At 56.3% G+C, this 19,749-nt stretch carries 17 protein-coding genes; 12 read left to right on the forward strand and 5 right to left on the reverse strand.

Annotated features, from left to right (window positions below; genetic code table 11):
• Positions 1–78: 78 nt before the first annotated feature.
• From JZY08_RS15955 to JZY08_RS15985, 7 genes are all read left to right on the forward strand, one after another.
• Positions 79–876, forward strand: coding sequence for an IclR family transcriptional regulator C-terminal domain-containing protein (locus tag JZY08_RS15955; RefSeq protein WP_216332439.1), 798 nt, complete (start codon positions 79–81; stop codon positions 874–876).
• 390 nt (positions 877–1,266) lie between these two features.
• The gene (locus JZY08_RS15960; RefSeq protein ID WP_216332441.1) at positions 1,267–2,331 is read left to right on the forward strand and encodes a sugar ABC transporter substrate-binding protein; all 1,065 of its coding nucleotides are present in this window, start codon (positions 1,267–1,269) and stop codon (positions 2,329–2,331) included.
• 11 nt (positions 2,332–2,342) lie between these two features.
• Positions 2,343–3,380, forward strand: a complete 1,038-nt coding sequence (locus JZY08_RS15965; RefSeq protein ID WP_216332443.1) for an ABC transporter permease — start codon at positions 2,343–2,345, stop codon at positions 3,378–3,380.
• Complete coding sequence (locus tag JZY08_RS15970) at positions 3,377–4,894, forward strand: sugar ABC transporter ATP-binding protein (protein WP_216332445.1); 1,518 nt, start codon at positions 3,377–3,379, stop codon at positions 4,892–4,894. Before JZY08_RS15965 ends, JZY08_RS15970 begins: the two co-directional genes overlap by 4 nt.
• Positions 4,891–5,886: an ABC transporter permease gene (locus JZY08_RS15975; protein ID WP_216332447.1), complete on the forward strand. Its 996-nt coding sequence runs from the start codon at positions 4,891–4,893 to the stop codon at positions 5,884–5,886. Before JZY08_RS15970 ends, JZY08_RS15975 begins: the two co-directional genes overlap by 4 nt.
• The gene (gene iolG / locus JZY08_RS15980; protein ID WP_253204118.1) at positions 5,883–6,905 is read left to right on the forward strand and encodes an inositol 2-dehydrogenase; all 1,023 of its coding nucleotides are present in this window, start codon (positions 5,883–5,885) and stop codon (positions 6,903–6,905) included. Before JZY08_RS15975 ends, iolG begins: the two co-directional genes overlap by 4 nt.
• Before the next feature lie 21 nt (positions 6,906–6,926).
• Positions 6,927–7,664: an SDR family oxidoreductase gene (locus JZY08_RS15985; RefSeq protein WP_216332449.1), complete on the forward strand. Its 738-nt coding sequence runs from the start codon at positions 6,927–6,929 to the stop codon at positions 7,662–7,664.
• A 95-nt stretch (positions 7,665–7,759) separates the two neighbouring features.
• On the opposite strand, the gene JZY08_RS15990 is transcribed toward JZY08_RS15985, so the two are convergent.
• From JZY08_RS15990 to JZY08_RS16000, 3 genes are all read right to left on the reverse strand, one after another.
• On the reverse strand, positions 7,760–9,205 hold the full coding sequence (locus tag JZY08_RS15990; protein ID WP_216332451.1) for an aldehyde dehydrogenase family protein: 1,446 nt from the start codon (positions 9,203–9,205) through the stop codon (positions 7,760–7,762).
• Between the two features lie 93 nt (positions 9,206–9,298).
• Positions 9,299–10,969: a thiamine pyrophosphate-binding protein gene (locus JZY08_RS15995; RefSeq protein ID WP_216332453.1), complete on the reverse strand. Its 1,671-nt coding sequence runs from the start codon at positions 10,967–10,969 to the stop codon at positions 9,299–9,301.
• Between the two features lie 106 nt (positions 10,970–11,075).
• Complete coding sequence (locus tag JZY08_RS16000; protein WP_216332455.1) at positions 11,076–12,029, reverse strand: NAD(P)-dependent oxidoreductase; 954 nt, start codon at positions 12,027–12,029, stop codon at positions 11,076–11,078.
• A 233-nt stretch (positions 12,030–12,262) separates the two neighbouring features.
• Here JZY08_RS16000 and JZY08_RS16005 point away from each other — a divergent pair, with 233 nt between their 5' ends.
• The 5 genes from JZY08_RS16005 to tcuB all read left to right on the forward strand — a co-directional run bounded on the left by JZY08_RS16005 (position 12,263) and on the right by tcuB (position 18,164).
• Positions 12,263–13,711, forward strand: a complete 1,449-nt coding sequence (locus JZY08_RS16005; RefSeq protein ID WP_216332457.1) for an aldehyde dehydrogenase — start codon at positions 12,263–12,265, stop codon at positions 13,709–13,711.
• A gap of 60 nt (positions 13,712–13,771) precedes the next feature.
• Positions 13,772–14,500, forward strand: coding sequence for an IclR family transcriptional regulator (locus JZY08_RS16010; protein ID WP_253204120.1), 729 nt, complete (start codon positions 13,772–13,774; stop codon positions 14,498–14,500).
• A gap of 12 nt (positions 14,501–14,512) precedes the next feature.
• On the forward strand, positions 14,513–15,517 hold the full coding sequence (locus tag JZY08_RS16015; RefSeq protein WP_216332458.1) for a LysR family transcriptional regulator: 1,005 nt from the start codon (positions 14,513–14,515) through the stop codon (positions 15,515–15,517).
• A 78-nt stretch (positions 15,518–15,595) separates the two neighbouring features.
• Complete coding sequence (tcuA, locus tag JZY08_RS16020; protein ID WP_216332459.1) at positions 15,596–16,987, forward strand: FAD-dependent tricarballylate dehydrogenase TcuA; 1,392 nt, start codon at positions 15,596–15,598, stop codon at positions 16,985–16,987.
• Between the two features lie 16 nt (positions 16,988–17,003).
• A complete protein-coding gene (tcuB, locus tag JZY08_RS16025) occupies positions 17,004–18,164 on the forward strand; it encodes a tricarballylate utilization 4Fe-4S protein TcuB (protein WP_216332460.1) in 1,161 nt (386 codons plus the stop codon).
• A 286-nt stretch (positions 18,165–18,450) separates the two neighbouring features.
• Here tcuB and JZY08_RS16030 read toward each other — a convergent pair whose 3' ends face one another.
• The gene (locus JZY08_RS16030) at positions 18,451–18,714 is read right to left on the reverse strand and encodes a DUF982 domain-containing protein (RefSeq protein ID WP_216332461.1); all 264 of its coding nucleotides are present in this window, start codon (positions 18,712–18,714) and stop codon (positions 18,451–18,453) included.
• A 255-nt stretch (positions 18,715–18,969) separates the two neighbouring features.
• Entirely contained in the window at positions 18,970–19,746 is a 777-nt protein-coding gene (locus tag JZY08_RS16035; RefSeq protein WP_216332462.1) for an HpcH/HpaI aldolase/citrate lyase family protein, read from the reverse strand.
• Positions 19,747–19,749: the final 3 nt, after the last annotated feature.

A 19,749-nucleotide genomic window follows, 5' to 3' on the forward strand; every position in this document is an offset into this window, starting at 1 on the left:
AATTTATTGTCAACATATCGCGCAATCGTGCGATAATCGCACATTGACAGATTTTTCTTGGCGTGAGATGAAATGCTCATGGACAACGAGATTCAAAAACGCGACTTCGCCCAGACCCTGGCCAGAGGCTTGACTTGCCTCGAAAAATTGGCGGAAACCGATGCCGCAGCCACCTGCACAGAGGTCGCGCGGGCGATGGATGTGAGTCGCGCCGCGGCCCGGCGTATCCTCCTGACGCTAGAGAGCCTTGGCTACGTCAAAGAAGAGCGGGGATTGTACGCTTCAACCCCAAAGGTCTTGTCACTCGGCAGAGGAGTGCTCCGGAGGACGAATGTGTGGAGCGCGGCTTCGACTATCGTCATGACCCTCGCGGACGAATTGAACGAGCCATGCTCGATTTCGGTGCTAGAGGGCCTGGATATTTTGTTTGTTAGCCGCGACGCGACGCGGCGAATCTACACCTCACGACTGGGCGTGGGAGATCGACTGCCGGCGCACTGTTCCGCGAGCGGAAAGATGCTCTTGGCTTCATTGCCTGTCAGCGAGTTGGATCAACGGCTCTCTGGAATTACATTGCGCAAACAGGGTCCCGCCTCAATAACCGATGTAGAGACGCTGAAAGTGGTCCTCAATGACGCACGGCAAGCGGACTTCTCTACCGCCGTCGATGAAATGGAGAACGGCACCATTTCGATTGCAGTTCCGCTCCGCGAAAGAGGTGGCCGAGTTGTAGCCGCTATGAGCGTTGCATCGCACCGCGATCGCATGGGACCGAATGATTTGGCTGACAGGGTCCTACCGTCGCTCCGAGCGTCCGCAATGGAAGTTCAAGGAATCCTGCGCGATTTCCAGGATAGAAATTGGGCCGTACTTTAACAACGATCCAGACACTGCCTTAGCGCGCGAGTCATCATTAGTCCTGCCTCGTCGACCGCGCCGATCGTTCCAGATGTGCAATTTATAGCATCCCCATGCTGAGCCCAAACAGGACACGCACGTCATCAGAACGGGCAGTAAGTGCATAGCATTGCACACTGATCAATGAAAGCCCTCCGAGCCCAAGAGCAGCGATCCTCCGCTCCAATTCCGGAAAACACGCACCTTACGCTTGTTTTCGCTATGAAAATCGGCTTCCACTCCTAAGGCTCCCCAGCAAGCCAAAAGCCGGATTTCAAAAATTGAATTAAAGCCAATTGCATTGCTATGCAATGTGTGCAACAAAAATGGCGGCTCCTCGGGAGAAGGAGCTTTCACTGGAGGACTACAATGAAAAAATTGATGACTGCCCTCATTGCGGGCGTAGCTACCATTGCATTCGCAGCTTCTGCCGCGGCCAACGACGTCAGCGGGGTTTATCTGGGCGTCGGTAGTGCCTCTAGCGAGTACTGGGCCGCCTACATTGCGGGCGGAACAGCAGTCGCGAAGTCGCTCGATACCGAAGTGAAAGTGATCCCGAGCGAGTTCGATGGGCAAAAGCTTCTCGAGCAGTTCGGTGCGGTGTTCGCTGCAGGGTGCGAGGATTGCGTCGTGACTGTCGACCCCTCTTCCAATGCGTTTACAAAGGCAATGGTCGAGCGTGCCGACGCCGCTGGCGCTAAGTACGTAAACCTTTGGAACCGCCCGGACGAAATTCATCCTTGGGACACCGCGCCTAACACCTGGGTAGCAAATATCTCATTTGACGGCGTTGACTCCGGCTACCAAAACGGGATGGCCCTTTGCAAGGCGCTGAATGGTAAGGGGAACATTGTCGCTCTCAACGGCATTCCCGACAATCCGCCGGCAAAGCAGAGAATTGCCGGGCTCCATAAGGCGCTTCAAGAGTGCCCCGGTGTGAAGCTTCTGGATACGCAGGTAGGTAACTGGGACCAAACGCAGGGTCAGTCGATCACGCGCGCGTGGCTCGCGAAGTATGGCAATGACCTCAATGGCGTGTTTTCCGCCAACGATGGCATGGCGCTAGGGGCGGTCGCCGCTCTACGCGAAAAAGGCCTAGCGGGAAAAATCCCGGTCACGGGCTCGGATGGCTCGAGTGACGTGATCAAGCTCATTGAGAAGGGCGAGATGCTTTCGACAATGTATGTCGATGGATATGTCCAGGGCGCTTACGCTGTCGCGATCGCCGCCGCTGCCGTCAAAGGCGACATCAAGCTCGATGAGTTGAAGCAAAGTCAGCGCGACTTCTACCTGTCGCAGACCCTCGTAACTAAAGACAACGCAGCTTCTATCCTGTCAGCGAAGAAAGACGCCTCTCTCTTCACGTATGACACTCTCAAGAAGAATTTCTGGGCTGTCTCAGTAGGCCAGATTCCGGCCGGTGCCAACAAATAAGGGTACAAACGATGGCGAACCTCCCAAGCGCGGCCGCCGGCGTCGCCCCTCGTTTCGACGAGGGGCGACCGTTTTCCAAGAAAACGACAAAGGCTTCAAAATTGAGCTTCAAGGATTATGGACCAGTACTTACCCTAATTGGTCTGGCCCTCGCTTTTTCAGTGTTATCTCCGCAGTTCCTATCGATACCCAACGCACAGGCAATTCTCGAATCCGCTGCAATTCCTGTGGTACTGGCAGTCGGGATCACCTTCATCATCTTGCAGGGATCGATAGATCTTTCGATAGAAGGTGTAATGGCAGCGTCCAGTATGGTCGTTGCGCTCCTGATCGCCAACTCGATTACGGGATATGATTACGGATGGCTGGCCATCGCCGCGGGGCCGGCCTTGGGCGTGGCCTTCGGACTGGGCAATGGTCTCGTTTACACATACCTACGCCTGCCCTCGCTTATAGTGACCTTGGCGACTTGGTTCATTGGCCTTGGCGTTGCAACCTTGTTGTTTCCCGGAAGGCAACCGGAAATCCTAGACCCTCGGCTTACGATGCTAGCGATTTCGAAGCCTTTTGGCGTTTCGTATCTTGCCTGCTTTGCGATCTTGTCGGCCGTGGTCGGCGTCCTCTTACAGAACTACTCCAAATTTGGCCGCATGTCCTTGGCTATCGGGATCGACGAGAAGACGACACGTCTCTCCGGCAATTCAGTCCGGCTCCACAAGATCCTCGCGTTTTCGTTCATGGGACTGCTTGCCGGAATTGGCGGCGCTATGATCTCGGCTCAACTCGCAGTCGGCAATCCTACCGCGGGCCAAGGTTTTCTTTTCCCGACCATCAGCGCCGCAGTCATAGGCGGTACGCTGCTCAGCGGTGGAAAAGGTGGGGTTCTGCACTCTGTCGTCGGCGTGTTGATTTTGGAGGTTCTCCGGAACGGAATGGTTCAGGTCGGCGTCGATCCTTACCTGCGACACGTCATCGAGGGGATCATTATCATCGGTGCGCTCGTAGTGGGGAACTGGAAGCTTCGAGCTCGTACGAGGGTTGTAAAATGAGCGTTCTCGCAGCTAGAAATTTGTCGAAGAGCTATCCAGGCGTACGTGCGCTTGCAGATGTGTCCATGGAATTGCGCGAGAACGAAATCCTCGGGCTGATCGGTCAAAACGGCTCCGGGAAATCCACCCTTCTGAAGATATTCACCGGGGTCGAACAGCCCACGAATGGTTCTTTGCTCCTAAGAGGTAACGAAACCGTAATACGCTCTCCTCTAGCAGCGGCTTCGCTTGGCATCGGCATGGTGCACCAGGAACAATCGCTGATCACGAACCTCACGGTCGCAGAAAACATCTTCTTCGATAAGAAAGCGGCCGGGAAGAGATACGGTTTCTTCAATTGGCGGACCCTGAACAAGGCAGCGGAGCGCCAACTCGCTAAGCTGGAATGCGATATCCCGCCCGACATTCGCGTCGAGCAGCTAAGCTTTCCGGAGCGCCAGCTTGTGGAGTTTGCAAAGGTTCTTGCTGTCGAAGAGCTGATCGACGAGCAATTGGTCATCCTTTTCGACGAACCCACATCGCTTCTCAGTCCCTCAGAGATTGACGGCCTATTCCGCCAAATCAGACGGCTCAAGGAGCGTGCTTCAATCGTTTTCGTTTCGCACCGCATGGACGAAGTCCTTGAAATTTCCGATCGCGTCCACGTCATGAGCAATGGTGAGAACGTTGCGGAACGAACTCCATCGCAGACCGATCATAAGGAGCTGTATCACTTGATGGTCGGCACGAGGCGTTCGGAGGACTACTTCCTCGAAGAACGGCGGAAGGACAAGAGTTCAGCACCGCCCAGCCTGCAAGCCGAACGACTATCGGTCGATGGAGCCTTCAACGATGTTTCGCTCGTTGTTCGCGAAGGCGAAATTCTTGCTATCACAGGCGTTGCTGGATCCGGCGCGGAGGAGTTTTGCCGCGCGCTGTTCGGCTTAGAAGACGGCGTAAGTGGCCGGATCATTTTCAATGGTAAAGAGCAATCTCTAAATGCGCGTCCGAGTGACCTGATCGGACAGGGCATCGGGTATGTTTCAGCAGAACGCAAGATAGAAGGCGTCGTCACGGGGCGGACAATTGCCGATAACATCGTCCTCTCATTTGGAAGCAGCCTTGGGACGGGGATGTTTGTCGACAGGGACCGCGAAATCGACGCGGCCCTTGGGTGGATGAAGCGCCTCAAGGTTAAGGCACCTAACGCGGCCGAGTACGTGGAGCGATTGAGCGGTGGAAACCAACAGAAGGTCTCACTGGCGAAGTGGTTGCTGTCGGAGAATCTTCGGCTGCTGATTCTAGATCACCCCACCCGCGGCCTCGACCCTGGTGCGAAGGCGGATCTGTTTGAAGCCATTCGTGATCTTTCTGACCACGGGATATCAATTGTATTTGTCTCGGAAACTCTAGAGGAGACGCTTGGGATGGCGGATACCGTCGTCGTAATGCGCGACGGCAAAGTCTCAGCCACATTCCCCAATCTCTACAAAGAAAAACCGAAGCCCGAAAAGATCGTGGAGGCTATGGTATGACCGTCATCAATCCAAACTACGACTTGCAGGAAGAGAAGCGGAAGTTAAAGCAGATTTCGGCACGCAGATTGACGCGAATGCTTATTGTGCCGTTTCTCACGCTACTGCTCATCTGCGCAGTCATCACTTTCTTCCAACCTCGGTTCCTTTCCCTACGGGCGCTCACGGCCGTCGCCACTGACGCGGCACCTCTTCTTATGCTCGTGGTTGGGTCCGCTATCGTCATCCTCATCGGTGGCATCGACTTGTCTGTCGCCACGATGGCGTCGTTCTCTGCGGTTCTATTCGTGATCATTCTGCCTACGACTGGAGACGCCGGCATTCTTGTCGTCCTTGGACTCGCGGCAATCATTGGCTTCGCACAGGGCGCAATACACCATAGAGCTCAGATACCTTCGTTCGTCGTCAGTTTTGGCACCCTGGGCGTACTTTATGGGACCGCCCATTACATTACACAGGCCACTGCTGCGCCACTTGGCCCCTCAACGATTATCCCTCTGCTTGGAGCGAAGACAGCAGGAGTACCTCATGGCCTAATCGTCGCTGTCCTATGTGCGATTGCTCTCAGCTTGACCATGCGCTTCACCCGTCTCGGACGCGATCTCTTCGCGGTGGGAAGCTCAGAAAGAGCTGCACTGGTGGCGGGTGTCAAAGTTGGTCGAGTGAAAGCCATTGCATTTGCGATCTCGTCGGTTTTTGCGGCAGTCGCTGGTTTGATGTTCGTCAGCCAAACTGGATACAGCTCCCCCGCTATGGCCAATAACTACCTTCTCCCAGCAATTGTGGGAGTGGTGGTTGGAGGCAACGCAGTTTCAGGTGGCGTTGGTGGCGTTGGATGCGCACTCATCGGCGGACTGATAGCTGTTATGGTAAGACTTGGCACCGTTATGCTCGGCCTGAATCCCGCTTACCAAAACATCCTGTTCGGCGTCATGGTAGTCGTCTCGGTCGCTTTAACGATTGACCGTGAAAAGATCGGCATAATTAAATGATGCTATCCAAGACTGACGCCAGCGCGGCTCCGCTGCGGGTCGCCCTGTTTGGAGCGGGGCGGATGGGGGCCATCCATGCCGGGACGTTGGATCGGCATCCCGGTGCCCAGCTTGCCGGGATCGTCGATTCATATCGTGCTAACGCTGAATCATTGGCTGCCCGATATACGGTCCCTTCATTGGACGAGGATGCGGTATTCGCTGACGCTACGATAGACGCAGTCGTCATTGCCAGTGCAGCCGACTCTCATCCGCATCTGATCCAACGAGCCGTCGAGACAAAGAAGGCAATTTTTTGCGAGAAACCGTTGGCACGCGACCTGAACGCCGTGCGATCGGTCGCCCACCTGGTCGAGCAAAGCAAGCTTCCTTTTCTGCTGGCTTTTAATCGCCGTTTCGACCCCGATTTTGCCGCTCTGGTCAGTCGCGTGCGCGAAGGCGAAATTGGCGCTATCGAATTCGCGGTCCTCACGAGCCGAGATCCCTCCCCTCCTCCAATAGATTATATCTTGAAGTCTGGGGGGATTTTTCGAGAAACAACAATCCACGATATCGATGTAGCTCGATGGTTGACCGGTGAAGATCCCGTATCCGTCCAAGCAACCGCGTCGTCTCTGACATCGCAGGCGATGAGCGATGCCGGACTGGCTGACACGGTCGTTCTCACGATGTGCATGCCATCCGGTGCGATCGTTACCATCAACAATTCGTGGCGGGCTGCGTATGGCTACGATCAGCGCGTCGAGGTTCTTGGCAAGTTGGGAATGCTGCAAGTTGCCAATCGGCTGCAAAATGGCGTTACGAAGATGGGCGGTTCGGGCACTTGGAATGCCAATCCCGAGCCATTCTTCCTTGAACGCTACTCAAATGCATATCGCTCCGAACTTGATTATTTCGTCACGGCCGTGCGGGAAGGAAGCCTTATTTCACCGACCGTCTCCGACGGCCTTAAAGCGCTGGAGATCGCTTACGCCGCCGAAGAGTCAGCAAAAACCGGGCAAATGGTCGCTCTAGTCTGACAATCACCGAAAGGACACAACATGAAAGTCGCACTCGTAACGGGAGCGTCTCGCGGCCTGGGGGCCGTAATGGCGCACGAATTGGCCGCAGCAGGGTGGGCGGTCGCCGTCAACTACGCAAATGACACCAATGGAGCGGAATCGGTAGTCGCCAAAATCCGGGAAGCAGGAGGAACAGCGCATGCGGCTAAATTCAGCGTTATTGACAAAGCTTCAATCGCGCACGGTCTGGATGCGATCAGTCATGCTATCGGGCCCGTCGACCTCATCGTAAACAACGCGACCGGTCCGCAGCCCGAGATGCCATTGATGGAGCAATCATGGCGTACACACCTCGACCAATTGGAGTTTTTCGTGAAGGCTCCCCTTGAGCTGCTACAGGCGGTGTTGCCCGACTGGCGCAATCGTAAGGTTGGACGAGTGATCAATATCGGCTCGGAGATCGCCGAACTCGGGAACGTCAATTTCGGGAACTACGCCTCCGCGAAGGGCGCTATGCTTTCCATGACCCGCTCTTGGGCGAAGGAACTCGCTCCGGAGGGGATCACAGTCAACCTCGTAGCGCCAGGTTGGATCCCCGTGGAACGACACGAAGGCTCGCCTCAGGAGCGGATCGACTGGTACCTGGACCGAACTCCTATGGGACACTTCGGAACGCCTCACGATATTGCCCACATGGTTGTCTTCCTCGCGTCTGAGAAGGCAAATTTCATCACCGGGCAGAAGCTCGCTGTTAACGGTGGTCGAACGCTTCTCTAGAGTCTTCCGTGGGGACGAACCGCCTAATCGTCCCCACATTCGATGCAAGGGTGCTAGCTGCGCGGCGATCAAAGGTTAGGCCCCGTTACCGGCTCTTATGCGCGTGTATAGGCCGTTTTCACTTGCGTGTAGAATTCCCGCGCGTATGATCCTTGCTCACGCGGTCCATATGACGATCCCTTTCGTCCGCCGAAGGGCACGTGGAAGTCTGCCCCTGCAGTCGGTAGGTTTACGGACACCACACCTGACTCTGAATTTCGCTTGAAATCCGTCGCATACTTCAGGCTGGTGGTGCAGATGCCCGAGGAGAGGCCGTAGGTCGTGTCGTTGGCAACATGAAGAGCCTCATCATAGTCTTTAACACGGATTACGACTGCGACCGGCCCGAAAATCTCTTCTCGAGAGATAGTCAAGTGTGGCGTTGCCTCCGTGAACAGCGCTGGTGACATGTAAAATCCTTTAGTAGGCCGCACGAGCTGCTCCCCTCCGAAAGCCAAGTGCGCGCCCTCGGATTTTCCCTTGTCGATGTAACGGAAGTTTTGTTCAAACTGCCGTGCATCGACAACAGGACCGATACGTGACGCCGGGTCCAAGGCATGGCCGACGACCAGTTTTTCCATGCGCTGCTTTACCGCGTCGACGAAGCGATCGTGAATGCCTTCCGTCACGATGAGACGAGAAGATGCGGTGCACCGCTGACCGGTTGAAAAATAGGCGCCATCGACTGCAACGTCAGCGGCGATATCTAGATCGGCGTCGTCTAGAACGACGAGCGGATTTTTTCCGCCCATTTCGAGCTGGACTTTCTTCATTTTTACGCTGCCAACGGCCGTTGCGGCGACTAGCCGACCTGTACTCACCGATCCTGTAAACGAGATCGCGTGGATGTCGGGGTGCTCGAGCAGTCGCTGGCCGACAGTCCCGCCCCGCCCCAAGACGAGATTAAACACACCCTTCGGCAAACCTGACGCCGCAATGATCTCCGCGAGCATTTGTGCGGACGCTGGAGTGAGATCGGCCGGTTTCAAAACTACGCAGTTTCCGTAAGCCAACGCGGGTGCGATTTTCCATGCCGGGATAGCTAGGGGCACGTTCCAAGGAGTGATCATGCCGATAGTTCCCATCGGCTCGCGGGTGACCTCAATGCCCACACCAGGGCGAACCGACGCGACAACATCGCCGGCGAGACGTATAGTCTCCGCAGCGAAAAAGTCGAAAATCTGCGCGGCTCGGTTCGCCTCGCCAATTCCTTCGGAGAGTATCTTCCCTTCTTCTCTCGAGATGAACTCGCCAAGCTCCGCCGCACGGTCGGCGAGTAGGCTCGCGATGCGCTTCAATATGACATGCCGTTCCATGGGAACGCTACGCGACCATTTCGGAAAGGCGGCCTTCGCCGCACTAACTGCCTCGTCGACATCCCAGGCGCTACTACTGGCATACTCGCCAATCGTGTCCGCAAGGTCAGACGGATTGACATTGGCTTTCACCGCATCGGGTGTTCGCCATTCGCCATTAATGTAGTTGCCGACAGCTTTTTTCATTACAAAATGCCTCTCAGATCAATGCGGCGCGATCATCAGTGGCAAGTTTTGGAGATTACCGTTGACCTACTTGCCACGCCCGTCGATGAGCCATCAGCTGGCTTCTAGCCGTCCCGCCTTGGGGCCATAAGGGAAGTACGGTGGGTGATCGCCGATGGTCTTCATATCGACTTCGACAACTGTCGGCCCCTTGACGGCAATCGCGTTCGCGACAGTCGCGCCGAAATCCTCAACCCGATCGACCCGCCAGAATGGGATCCCCGAGATCGCGCACAGCTCCTTCAGATCGGGTCCGTCGATGGTGTCGAACCGGCGGCGTCCGCCGGCGGCCTTGTCCTGGATATGGCGGATAACGCCGTACCCGCGATCGTTCATGATCAAAATGACCATATCGAGATTTTCCTGGGTCGCAGTCCACAGCTCCGCCATGCTTAGAAAGAAGCCGCCGTCTCCGGTCATGACGATCGTCTTACGTCCGTTCGCCGCAAGCGCAGCTCCGATACCCAAGCACATTCCTTGCCCAATGCCCGCGCCGATCGGGTAAATATTCTGGCGTGTATCCTGCAACTGAAGGAGCTTGTTGCCCCAAGTGCTGTTGTTGATCGTGATGTCACGAGCCCAGAGTGCGTCTTTGGGCATAACGGCGGCAAGTTGCTCCGAGAATGTTTCGTAAGGACCAAGGGTTCGCGCAAACGAGGTCCTAGCTTCATTCTTCATGCGCTTGAAGTCTTCGGCGTAACCCGGATCGATCTGGATCTTACCCCTAATCCGGCGGGCGAGCTCCGCCAATACCAGCGTCGCTTCGCCCGTGACGAAGCCCTTGTTTGCATAGGTTCGGTTGTTCGCTGCCGGATCGATATCGATTTGCCATAGGTTTCCGGGCAGGCCAACGCTAAAGTCCAGGGTCTCATGGCCGCGTAGCCTTGAGCCCGCGACGATCATTAAATCGACGGTTTTGTAGAAATCCTCGACAGGAAGCACTCCAGCTCCGTTCAGCGCCCCTAGATTCATCGGGTGCCCCTCGGGAACCACGCCGCGTCCGGCCCAACTGGTCACCATTCCGACGCCAAGATCGAGAAGTTCGAGTACTGGCTCTCTTGCTTTAGCCGCCCCCCGACCGAGCCATAGCATTGGCCGCTTTGCATTCAAAACCGCCTCAACCAGTGCGTCCACTTCGCTGTCCAGGCTGGGGACGATGGTATCGTCAGCAAGCCCGTAATAGTCCAGGCTAGCGGGACGCTCGACTGGCGCTCTCTGAATGTCGATCGGGATCTCGACGGTAACCGGGCCACGCGGAAAGGTAACAGCGTCGGCGACAGCACGTTGCAGAACGGCGAACGCCTCTGACGCGGCGCGGATGCGGTAGGCAGACTTACAAGCGCTAGCCATGATCCCCAGCTGATCGGGAATATCGTGAACCGTGCCCATACCGCGATCAACAAACTTGGTCGACGTCTGGCCAGTGATGTGAAGAAGTGGCGTACTTGCAAACCGAGCCTCCACCAGGCCCGCGACCGCGTTGGCGGACCCCGCGCCGGTACTCGTAACTAGAACACCGATGTGACCATTGGCACGAGCGTATCCATCAGCCATGTGGCTGGCTCCGAGCTCCCCTCGCGAGGTTACGAACCGCATGCGGTTCTTGCGCGAAAGGGCGTCGAGCATCGGGATGTTATGAACCGACACAATACCGAATGCCGTGTCGATATTCAGTTTTTCAAGAAAATCAGCTAGAAGATCGCTGACAGTGTATTCGCTAGACATCACCCCTCCTCGGGTTTCGAAACAGGCGTCTGGCCTGGTAATTTGTGGTTCTCCGCCAGCGCTTTGGGCGACGCGCATTTGCAGCAGGCCGCCAGGCGGCTCGGCGTCAGGTGCTCCACAAGGGAACTTTGCCCACATTGCTCTCTTTCGCGCTTGTGGGCGACGGTTGCTCAAATCTGGCTACATTGGGAATGTGCTGCGCGACAACGGGAAAATACAGATCACCCGAACCAGCCTCGGTGGCTTCCTGCAGGATTACCGCCATCAATTCCGCACCTCGTATCTTCACTCCGGCGTCGTCCGCCAGCTCAAGGGCATAGGACAGATCCTTGAGCGCGTATTTGGTAGAGAAAGCACGGCTGGGATAGACGCCGGGTAAGATCGCCTTCATGCCGTGATTTCTTAGGGCGAAGCTGTCGGCCGAACCCTTTGAGAATGTCTCGAGAAGGATCGCCGGGTCTATGCCGCTGCGTTTGCCTACCACGACTGCCTCGGCGAGCGCATTGACGGTTTCGAACAAGACCATGTTGTTTAGAATCTTGGCGACTTGGCCCGTACCGACAAGACCGCAGTTAGTCACATCGCTCGCAAAGCAACGAATTAGCGGCAGAATTTTAGCGTAAACGTCAGGCGCTGCTCCTACCATTACACTTAGCGTCCCGTCCTGAGCGGCTTGCCGTGTCCGCGCAATGGGCGCATCGACCCAGACAGCGCTTTTGGATGCCATCAAATCGAAGAATTCGCGCGTCTGCGCTACTGAAGTCGTGCCAAGATCTATGATCAACTGTTCCGGCCGAAGGATATCACTCAGCCCTTCGATATCGAACACCGCTTTGACATGGCTCGCACTCGGGAGGCAGACGAAAACAACATCACACCTGGCAACTACCTCATGAACGGATCCGGAAGCAATCGCGCCTTGCCCCGCCAGTCGCGAAAGCGGTTCCGCGTTCAGGTCAAAAACCATCACTTGCAGACCGCTCTTCTTGACAAGGTTGAGGCAGATTGGCTCTCCCATTACCCCAAGGCCGATAAAACCCGCCGCCTTAAAATCCGACATTCGAATTACCTCTTTCAAACGGCCACTACGATGAGATCCACGTGAGCGATGTTCTGTCTGACAGAACAAGAATTCTGTTTAACAACATTCTTATGGCTCGGCAAGCGCGACACGGGGATTTTATGAAGACTAATCGGGCTTGCGCAAAAGGGATCGGCGTCATATTAAGACATAAAAGAATTCGTGTTCTGTTAGGCAGAACGATGTTGATGTTCCCAACCTGAGTGGCTGCAATGTCCTTGATTAAATTTATGGTGGCAGGTGAACGTGTCGAAGGAGCTGGGCAGCCGTTCCGCTCTGTGAACCCGGCTACTGGCGAGACAAACTATGAGGTATCGGGGGCCAGCAAAGCCGACGTCGCTAGCTGCGTGGAAATGGCCGCGACCGCGGCTACCAGCCTCCAGTGGCGAAACCTGAAACCCCATCAACGCGCGTCTCTCCTGCACAGGATAGCCGACGGAATGATGTCCCGAGCCGAAGACCTCGCAATCACGCAAAGTCGAGAGAACGGCAAAGTAATCGCAGAGTCGCGCAAGCAGGTCTCGAACGCCGCGGCAGTTTTCCGGTACTATGCTGCGGCCTGCGAAACCGTTGGGGGTGAGCTTACCCCCTCACGCGGCGATTATCTCTCTATGACAACCTACGAGCCTTACGGCGTAGTTGCTGCCGTGACCCCTTGGAATTCGCCATTGACGATGGAGGCTCAAAAGGTCGCTCCGGCTCTGGCTGCCGGCAACGCAATTATCTTGAAGCCCTCGGAGGTCACACCTACTGTAGCCATTCTACTTGCCGAGATAGCCCAAGCGGCCGGGGTGCCGGCAGGGATCGTGAACGTCTTGACCGGCACAGGTCGGGAGACGGGGCTCGAACTTATCCGCCACCCCAAGGTTCGAATGATTTCCTTCACGGGAGGCACGGCGACCGGGAAGCTGATTGCGCAAACGGCAGCTGAAAGACTGATCCCATGCGCCCTGGAACTTGGCGGGAAATCGCCTCACATTATCTTCGCCGACGCTGATCTCGAAGCCGCCTTGGACGCGGTGCAGGATGGCATATTCGAGGGTTCCGGCCAATCCTGCGTGGCCGGGTCCAGGCTTTTCGTTCAACGTTCGATTTTGGACGAGGTAATCGCGCGCTTGCAGGACCGTGTAAAGCGGATACAGGTGGGCATGCCATTTGATCCCGACAGCCGGATGGGACCGATCGCGAGCTTCCAGCATCGCGAAACAATCGAGCGTTTCGTTGCCTCGGCACGTGATGAGGGCGGGGAAATCCTAGCCGGCGGAAAGCGACCGGACGACCGAGAGCTTGAAAAGGGTGCATTTTATTTGCCGACCCTCATCACGGGGCTGAGCGGAGGAGCTCGCGTTTGCAGGGAGGAAATATTTGGACCAGTTCTGGTCATTTTACCTTTCGACCACGAAGACGATCTAGTCGCTCAGGCAAACGACACTGATTATGGACTTGCTTGCGGTCTCTGGACGCCGGATGTAACGCGTGCCATGCGTGTGGCTCGTCAGATCGACGCAGGGACAGTATGGATCAACACCTACAAGCAGCTGAGCGTTTCGACACCGTTCGGTGGATTCAAAAGCAGCGGCCTCGGTCGAGAGAAGGGGCTTGCCGGCTTGCGACTCTATCAACAATCGAAGAGCATCTACCTGGGCGGCATGTCTATTTGACGCGTGCCTCCCTTCTAAACCAGGCCGCTATGCGGACGAGGCAATCAGAAAGCGCCCTTGATGCGTGACCTTCGAACCGAAACCACCAAGCCCTCAGATGCTGAACCGATGGCCAAAGCGGACGGGGTGGCAGCGGTTGACCGGGCTTTCGCCATTCTCTCGACGCTGGCGGAACGCGATGAACCCATCCCTCTTGCTGACATCGCGCGGGCTACTGGCTTTCACAAAAGCACGATTTTGAGGCTGCTTACCTCTTTAGAGCTGGCGGGTTACGCGATCCGCCTTCCGGGCGGCCAGTATGGGCTTGGCGGATCCGCCTTGAGGTTGGGAACGGCTTACGAACGGCAGAATCCTCTTCGCCAGCATATTCCGCCAATTTTACAGTCACTGGTCGATCAAGACACCGAGAGCGCATCGTTTCATGTCCTTCACGGCGCTGACACCCGCATATGTCTGTTCCGGGTCGATTCAAACCATGCGACCTTGGATCGAATAAACGCGGGCTCCATTTTGCCGCTCGACCGAGGTGCCGCTGGTCGGGTCATTAGAAGCTATTCGCGCGCTGGCTTCGAGCCGATTCCCATTGCACTCTCAAGAGGCGAAAGGGATCCTAACTGTGCTGGCCTAGCGGCTGCCGTATTCGGCCCAGGCGGCTTTGTTGGCACTATCTCCCTTTCTGGTCCAAACGAACGGTTCACTATCGAGGCCGTGAGACGGATGGAGACGTTGCTGCTGGAGGCGGTTGCGCGTGCGACGAGCGCACTGGGAGGAGTTCCCACTCCAGTTTGATATTGCGTTGGAGTGCCGACATTCTATCGAGAGCAGAATTTGCTCGGCTGCGAGCTTTCGGAGGGTTTCGTGGAAATCCGGCAACTGAGATACCTCGTCACGGCGGTGGAGTGCGGCAGCTTAGGAAGGGCGGCTGCACAATTGGGCTTGGCGACCTCCGCCCTCAGTCAGCAGATTAGCCGCCTTGAAAGCGAACTGTCGGCACGTCTCCTAGTGCGGGGGACTTCGGGAGTAACGCCGACTGAGGCCGGCAGCGCATTTTGCAGACACGCCACGCTCGCACTAAGACATATCGACGCGGCGGCAGCATCCGCAGAAGGAGCCCGTCTGTCAGGCACTGTTTCGCTCGGCCTTGCACCCACGACCTCTTCTGTTCTGGCCGTCCCACTCATTGAGGCATTGGCACGCAACTATCCGAATATCAGGCTTCAACTGGTAGAAGGGATGTCAGGTCATTTGGCGAATATGCTCAAGGCTCGTCAAATTGATCTCGCGGTGCTGTTCAACGACGAGGCTGTAACCTTCGCCAAGAGTGAAGCGATACCGCTCCTCGATGAAAGCCTTTTCTTGATCGGACCCTCTACCCCGTTGACTGCTGACGAGGTCGGCGGCACGTCATCGGATGCCATAGCGCTGGAGGACATTGCCTTTTTACCGCTCATCCTCCCGAGTAGAACCCACGGCCTTCGAGCAAGCCTCGACCGCTCGTTCGATGCGTTGAAGGTACGTCCAAATATAGTGATGGAAATCGACTCGCTCGCAGTCATCCTGGATGCGATCACCGCCAATTTAGGATATTCCATCCAACCAGGCGCGGCGCTAACGCGCGCCCCGGCCCAAAATCTGTCGGTCAAGCTGATCTCCGATTCTGGGGTATGTCGCAGAAATCTGTTGGCCTCTCTTCCTGATCAAGAATTGTCACCAGCCGCCCTCGCGCTACGAGCTCAACTGCGCAAGGTAGTCACGGGGCTTGTCCGCAACGACCGATGGAGAGGGGCTACCCTTCACGAATCGTGAAGGCCACTTAACGGTCCTCCGATGGATTATGAACGCCGATCTCCATACAAAAGGGCGACACCTTGAGGAGCGGAAAACTTGATCGACGTCTTGATCGTTGGGGGCGGTAATGCGGCACTCTGTGCGGCTCTCATGGCAAGGGAGGCAGGAGCGTCTGTACTGATGCTCGAAGCATCGCCCAAGGAATGGCGAGGCGGCAATTCCCAGCACACGCGGAACCTGCGATGCATGCATGACGCACCGCAGGATGTTCTGATCGAAGCCTACCCCGAAGAGGAGTATTGGCAGGATCTCTTGAAAGTCACCGGTGGCGAGACGAACGAACATTTAGCTCGGCTCGTCATTAGAGCATCCTCGAACTGTCGCAACTGGATGCGCAAGCACGGCGTCCGATTTCAGCCTCCGCTGTCGGGCGCGCTGCACGTCGCTCGGACGAACGCGTTCTTCATGGGCGGTGGCAAGGCTCTCGTGAACGCATACTATCGCAGCGCAGAAACTCTCGGCGTAACGATCCGCTACGACACTCCGGTGTCCGAAGTAATCCTGGATGGCGACAGGTTCGTCGGAGTCGTTACGGAATCGGGCGAAAAGATCTACGCCAAGGCGGGCGTCTTGGCGGCGGGTGGATTTGAATCCAATCGCGAATGGCTACGTGAGGCCTGGGGCCGAAATGACAGAGGTGAATGGCCGGCGGACAACTTCATCATCCGAGGCACGAGGTTCAACCAAGGCGTCCTACTCAAATATATGATGAGTGCCGGGGCCGATACCATCGGCGATCCATCGCAGGGCCATTGTGTCGCCATCGACGCCCGAGCTCCGCTTTACGATGGCGGGATCTGTACTCGCATTGACTGCGTTTCGCTCGGCATAGTCGTGAACCGCGAAGGCAAACGCTTTTATGACGAAGGCGAAGATTTCTGGCCGAAGCGCTACGCAATCTGGGGCCGCCTTGTAGCACAGCAACCAGGACAGATTGGGTATTCGATCATCGACAAAAAGGTCATCGGTCGCTTTATGCCCCCGGTATTTCCCGGCGTTGTCGCGCAGACGCTACCGGAATTGGCGGCAAAACTCGGCCTGCCCTCTGAAAGCTTTCTTCAGACTGTCGAGGAATACAACGCTGCATGTCGTCCCGGAACATTTAATCACACGGTCCTCGATGACTGCGACACCCAAGGCGTGACTCCTGCGAAAACGCATTGGGCACAGCGCATCGATAGTCCACCGTTCTACGGTTACGCGCTCCGGCCTGGAATTACATTCACTTACTTGTCGCTCAAGGTGGATGATACAGCCGCTGTCCGATTTGGTGGCCGACCAAGTCCCAACTTGTTTGTCGCTGGCGAGATGATGGCCGGAAACGTCCTTGGCAAAGGCTACACGGCCGGTGTCGGAATGAGCATTGGTACGGCGTTCGGCCGAATAGCTGGCACACGCGCTGCTGCGGCGGCTGGGCGAACGATATAAATTTCGGGGAAAATGAATGACTGCCATCGACGATCTGAGCCATCTAGCCCGCAAAGCATCCGAGGAGCTCGATGCGAACGTCATGGAGGTAGACCGCCTCCTTCACATCTGCAATGCCTGCCGGTATTGCGAGAGTTTCTGCGCGGTCTTTCCCGCCATGACACGCAGGCTAGACTTCAACGTTGCGGATGCTCACTACTTAGCCAACCTGTGCCACAACTGCTCTGCCTGTCTCTATGCCTGCCAATACGCCCCTCCGCATGACTTTGGCGTCAATCTGCCAAAAACATTGGCCCGCGTCAGACGAGACACATACATCAACTATGCGTTTCCGCGGGCCTTCGGTGAAATGTACCGCAGCAACGGCCTGGCGGTTGCAATGGCGACAAGCATTGGTATCGCTTTGTTCCTCATCGCGACGATCCTGAGCCAAGGAAGTCTTTTTGTGCACGGCCTGGAAGGCGAATTCTACGCCATTTTTCCGCACAACACGCTAGCAGTCGTCTTCGGCTCGGCTTTCGGTTTTTCTGTCATCGCATTGGCCATAGGCGTAACCCGTTTCTGGCGGCGTGTTTCGGAACCGGGAACACCCGTTGCGATGGGAAGCGCTATTGGCGAGGCGGCGACGTCGGCCCTCACCCTGCGATATCTCGGTGGCGGGCACGGGGACGGCTGCAATAATGAGAACGATGCTTTCAGCCTATGGCGTCGGCGCTTTCACCACTTCACTTTCTACGGCTTCATGTTGTGCTTTGCATCCACTTCCGTCGCAACCGCTTATCACTACCTGTTTGGGTTAGAGGCACCCTATCCAATCTTTAGTCTTCCCGTAGCTCTGGGGACGGCGGGAGGCATCGGCCTCCTCATCGGCCCAGCTGGGCTCCTCTGGCTTAGTATCCAGCGAAATGACTTGCAAACAGACGAACGGCAGAAACCTATGGACCGGGGATTCATCGCCCTCTTATTCCTCATCAGCCTCACAGGGCTTGCGCTGATGTTCTTGCGTGACACATCTTGGATGCCGCTGCTGCTCGCGATCCACCTTGGATTTGTGATGGGGCTGTTTTTGACTTTGCCTTACAGCAAGTTCGCACACGGGATATTCCGCTGCGCCGCACTCTTGAAAGACGCTATCGAGAAACGGCGGCCTAATCCGGTTCAGGCCGGCAGCGATTGAGCTCGTCGCTAGTAGCGTGACCCATCAATCGTCGCATGGAGACTCTACTGCAGATACGATACGCGGAGAGTGTGTCCTTATAGCTAAATCGCGCAGGTGCATGGGCCGCACCAAATGACCGGCTCCTACATCGTGCTCGTCGCCCTGATCACCAGACGTGCTGACCAACGAGAACGAAGAAGAGGCAATCGTTACCGCGATCCGCGATCTCGTAACAACTACTCGCTGCGACTTCACGGTGGTTCGGTGGTTCAGGAGCGTTGCTCGTCGGGGGTGGCGTATGAGCCTAAGCCAAAACATCTACTTCAACAGCAGCGTCTAAGAACGCTTGGCGGGCGTCATTGAGTGAACCGTAGTGTTCAACGGTCAGCCTGCAGGCCAATTTGGCAATCTCAAACTTTGGTCCCCGCTCGGCAGGCCACCTATTCGACAGATAGTACAAGGCCTCCCGGGGACCATTTATGGGCTCGGTCATACCGTGTCCTATCCGCACGAACACGGGCGTTTCCCAAATTCTTGCCTCCGGAAAAGCATCCTTACGCTCGCTCATCTTGTCCTCCAGCGGCGGGCTTTCGGCCAAGATTTTAGGAAAGCAAGGCAGCTAGGCAACAAAAATTGAAAAGCAAAGCGTTAAATTTTTTGTGCACCCACATTCGACGGCGCAATTGGAAACATAACCCTCGGTCGATAACGTCTCTGAAGACTGAAGAGGCGCACCCGCGGCAGAACACATAAAGATAATCCTCAGTTGTCAGTCGCATGGAAGCAGAGCCGTCGAGGCACGGCTCTGCTCATTGTGACAGTTCTAGCCGCCACTAGCCTGCTGCTCGACGGCTTTCTTTAACCGATCTGCTCCGTTGAGCAGAAACACCTGATCGGATTCGAGAAGATAGAGGCTAACTCCGAGCTTGGTCCATTCGGGAATTTCGGCCAGGTTGGGTACGAACATCCCCACGGCCTTGCCATGGCGTGCGGCGGCTTCGCATATCTTTTTCGATGCTTCAATCACTTCCGGCGCTACCGCCGACGGCGCGCCAAGAGCGACAGCAAGGTCCGCCCGGCCGATGAAAAAGCAGTCAATCTCGTCGATCGCCATCAGATCATCGAGAACGGAAAGCGCCTCGACATCTTCGATTTGCGCAACAATCGTCGTGAGGCTGTTGGACGCCGCGATATGATCGGCCATCTTCACACGCGTGTAGCCAGCAGCACGAGTAGAGCCCGCAAATCCTCGCCCGCCAGGCCCATAGAGGCACGACTTAACGAGTTCCTTCGTATTGGCGACGTCGTAGACGTGCGGGATCACGATTCCCGTTGCGCCGAGGTCGAGGGCGTTCAGGATTTCGGAGGCAGTTGGCGCTTGCACGCGCACCAAGACTGGCATGTCCTGGGCGCGAGCCGAGAGGATCGCACCGTCAAGGTCCATTCTGTCGAATGGCGCATGCTCGGCATCAAGGCATAGCACGTCGAGTACGGAGCCCGACAGAACCTCCGTGACAATCCTCGATGGCGTTTTTATCCATGTTCCCACGGTGCGTTCGCGTGCACGGGTGCGCGCCTTGAAACTACGGGTTCTTTCCATGAT

Origin of the sequence: Rhizobium sp. X9, from assembly GCF_018873185.1 — a bacterium.
In the GTDB taxonomy this organism is placed as follows: domain Bacteria; phylum Pseudomonadota; class Alphaproteobacteria; order Rhizobiales; family Rhizobiaceae; genus Agrobacterium; species Agrobacterium oryzihabitans.

What these genes read in the sequence shown, in the direction of transcription:
- tcuB (WP_216332460.1), top strand. Translation starts at nt 17,004, where the DNA reads ATGACTGCCATCGACGATCTGAGCCATCTAGCCCGCAAAGCATCCGAG.
- JZY08_RS15975 (WP_216332447.1), top strand. Translation starts at nt 4,891, where the DNA reads ATGACCGTCATCAATCCAAACTACGACTTGCAGGAAGAGAAGCGGAAG.
- JZY08_RS15995 (WP_216332453.1), bottom strand. Translation starts at nt 10,969, where the DNA reads ATGTCTAGCGAATACACTGTCAGCGATCTTCTAGCTGATTTTCTTGAA.
- JZY08_RS16035 (WP_216332462.1), bottom strand. Translation starts at nt 19,746, where the DNA reads ATGGAAAGAACCCGTAGTTTCAAGGCGCGCACCCGTGCACGCGAACGC.
- JZY08_RS16000 (WP_216332455.1), bottom strand. Translation starts at nt 12,029, where the DNA reads ATGTCGGATTTTAAGGCGGCGGGTTTTATCGGCCTTGGGGTAATGGGA.
- JZY08_RS15985 (WP_216332449.1), top strand. Translation starts at nt 6,927, where the DNA reads ATGAAAGTCGCACTCGTAACGGGAGCGTCTCGCGGCCTGGGGGCCGTA.
- JZY08_RS16010 (WP_253204120.1), top strand. Translation starts at nt 13,772, where the DNA reads ATGCGTGACCTTCGAACCGAAACCACCAAGCCCTCAGATGCTGAACCG.
- JZY08_RS15970 (WP_216332445.1), top strand. Translation starts at nt 3,377, where the DNA reads ATGAGCGTTCTCGCAGCTAGAAATTTGTCGAAGAGCTATCCAGGCGTA.
- iolG (WP_253204118.1), top strand. Translation starts at nt 5,883, where the DNA reads ATGATGCTATCCAAGACTGACGCCAGCGCGGCTCCGCTGCGGGTCGCC.
- JZY08_RS16005 (WP_216332457.1), top strand. Translation starts at nt 12,263, where the DNA reads ATGTCCTTGATTAAATTTATGGTGGCAGGTGAACGTGTCGAAGGAGCT.
- JZY08_RS15955 (WP_216332439.1), top strand. Translation starts at nt 79, where the DNA reads ATGGACAACGAGATTCAAAAACGCGACTTCGCCCAGACCCTGGCCAGA.
- JZY08_RS15990 (WP_216332451.1), bottom strand. Translation starts at nt 9,205, where the DNA reads ATGAAAAAAGCTGTCGGCAACTACATTAATGGCGAATGGCGAACACCC.
- JZY08_RS16030 (WP_216332461.1), bottom strand. Translation starts at nt 18,714, where the DNA reads ATGAGCGAGCGTAAGGATGCTTTTCCGGAGGCAAGAATTTGGGAAACG.
- JZY08_RS15960 (WP_216332441.1), top strand. Translation starts at nt 1,267, where the DNA reads ATGAAAAAATTGATGACTGCCCTCATTGCGGGCGTAGCTACCATTGCA.
- JZY08_RS15965 (WP_216332443.1), top strand. Translation starts at nt 2,343, where the DNA reads ATGGCGAACCTCCCAAGCGCGGCCGCCGGCGTCGCCCCTCGTTTCGAC.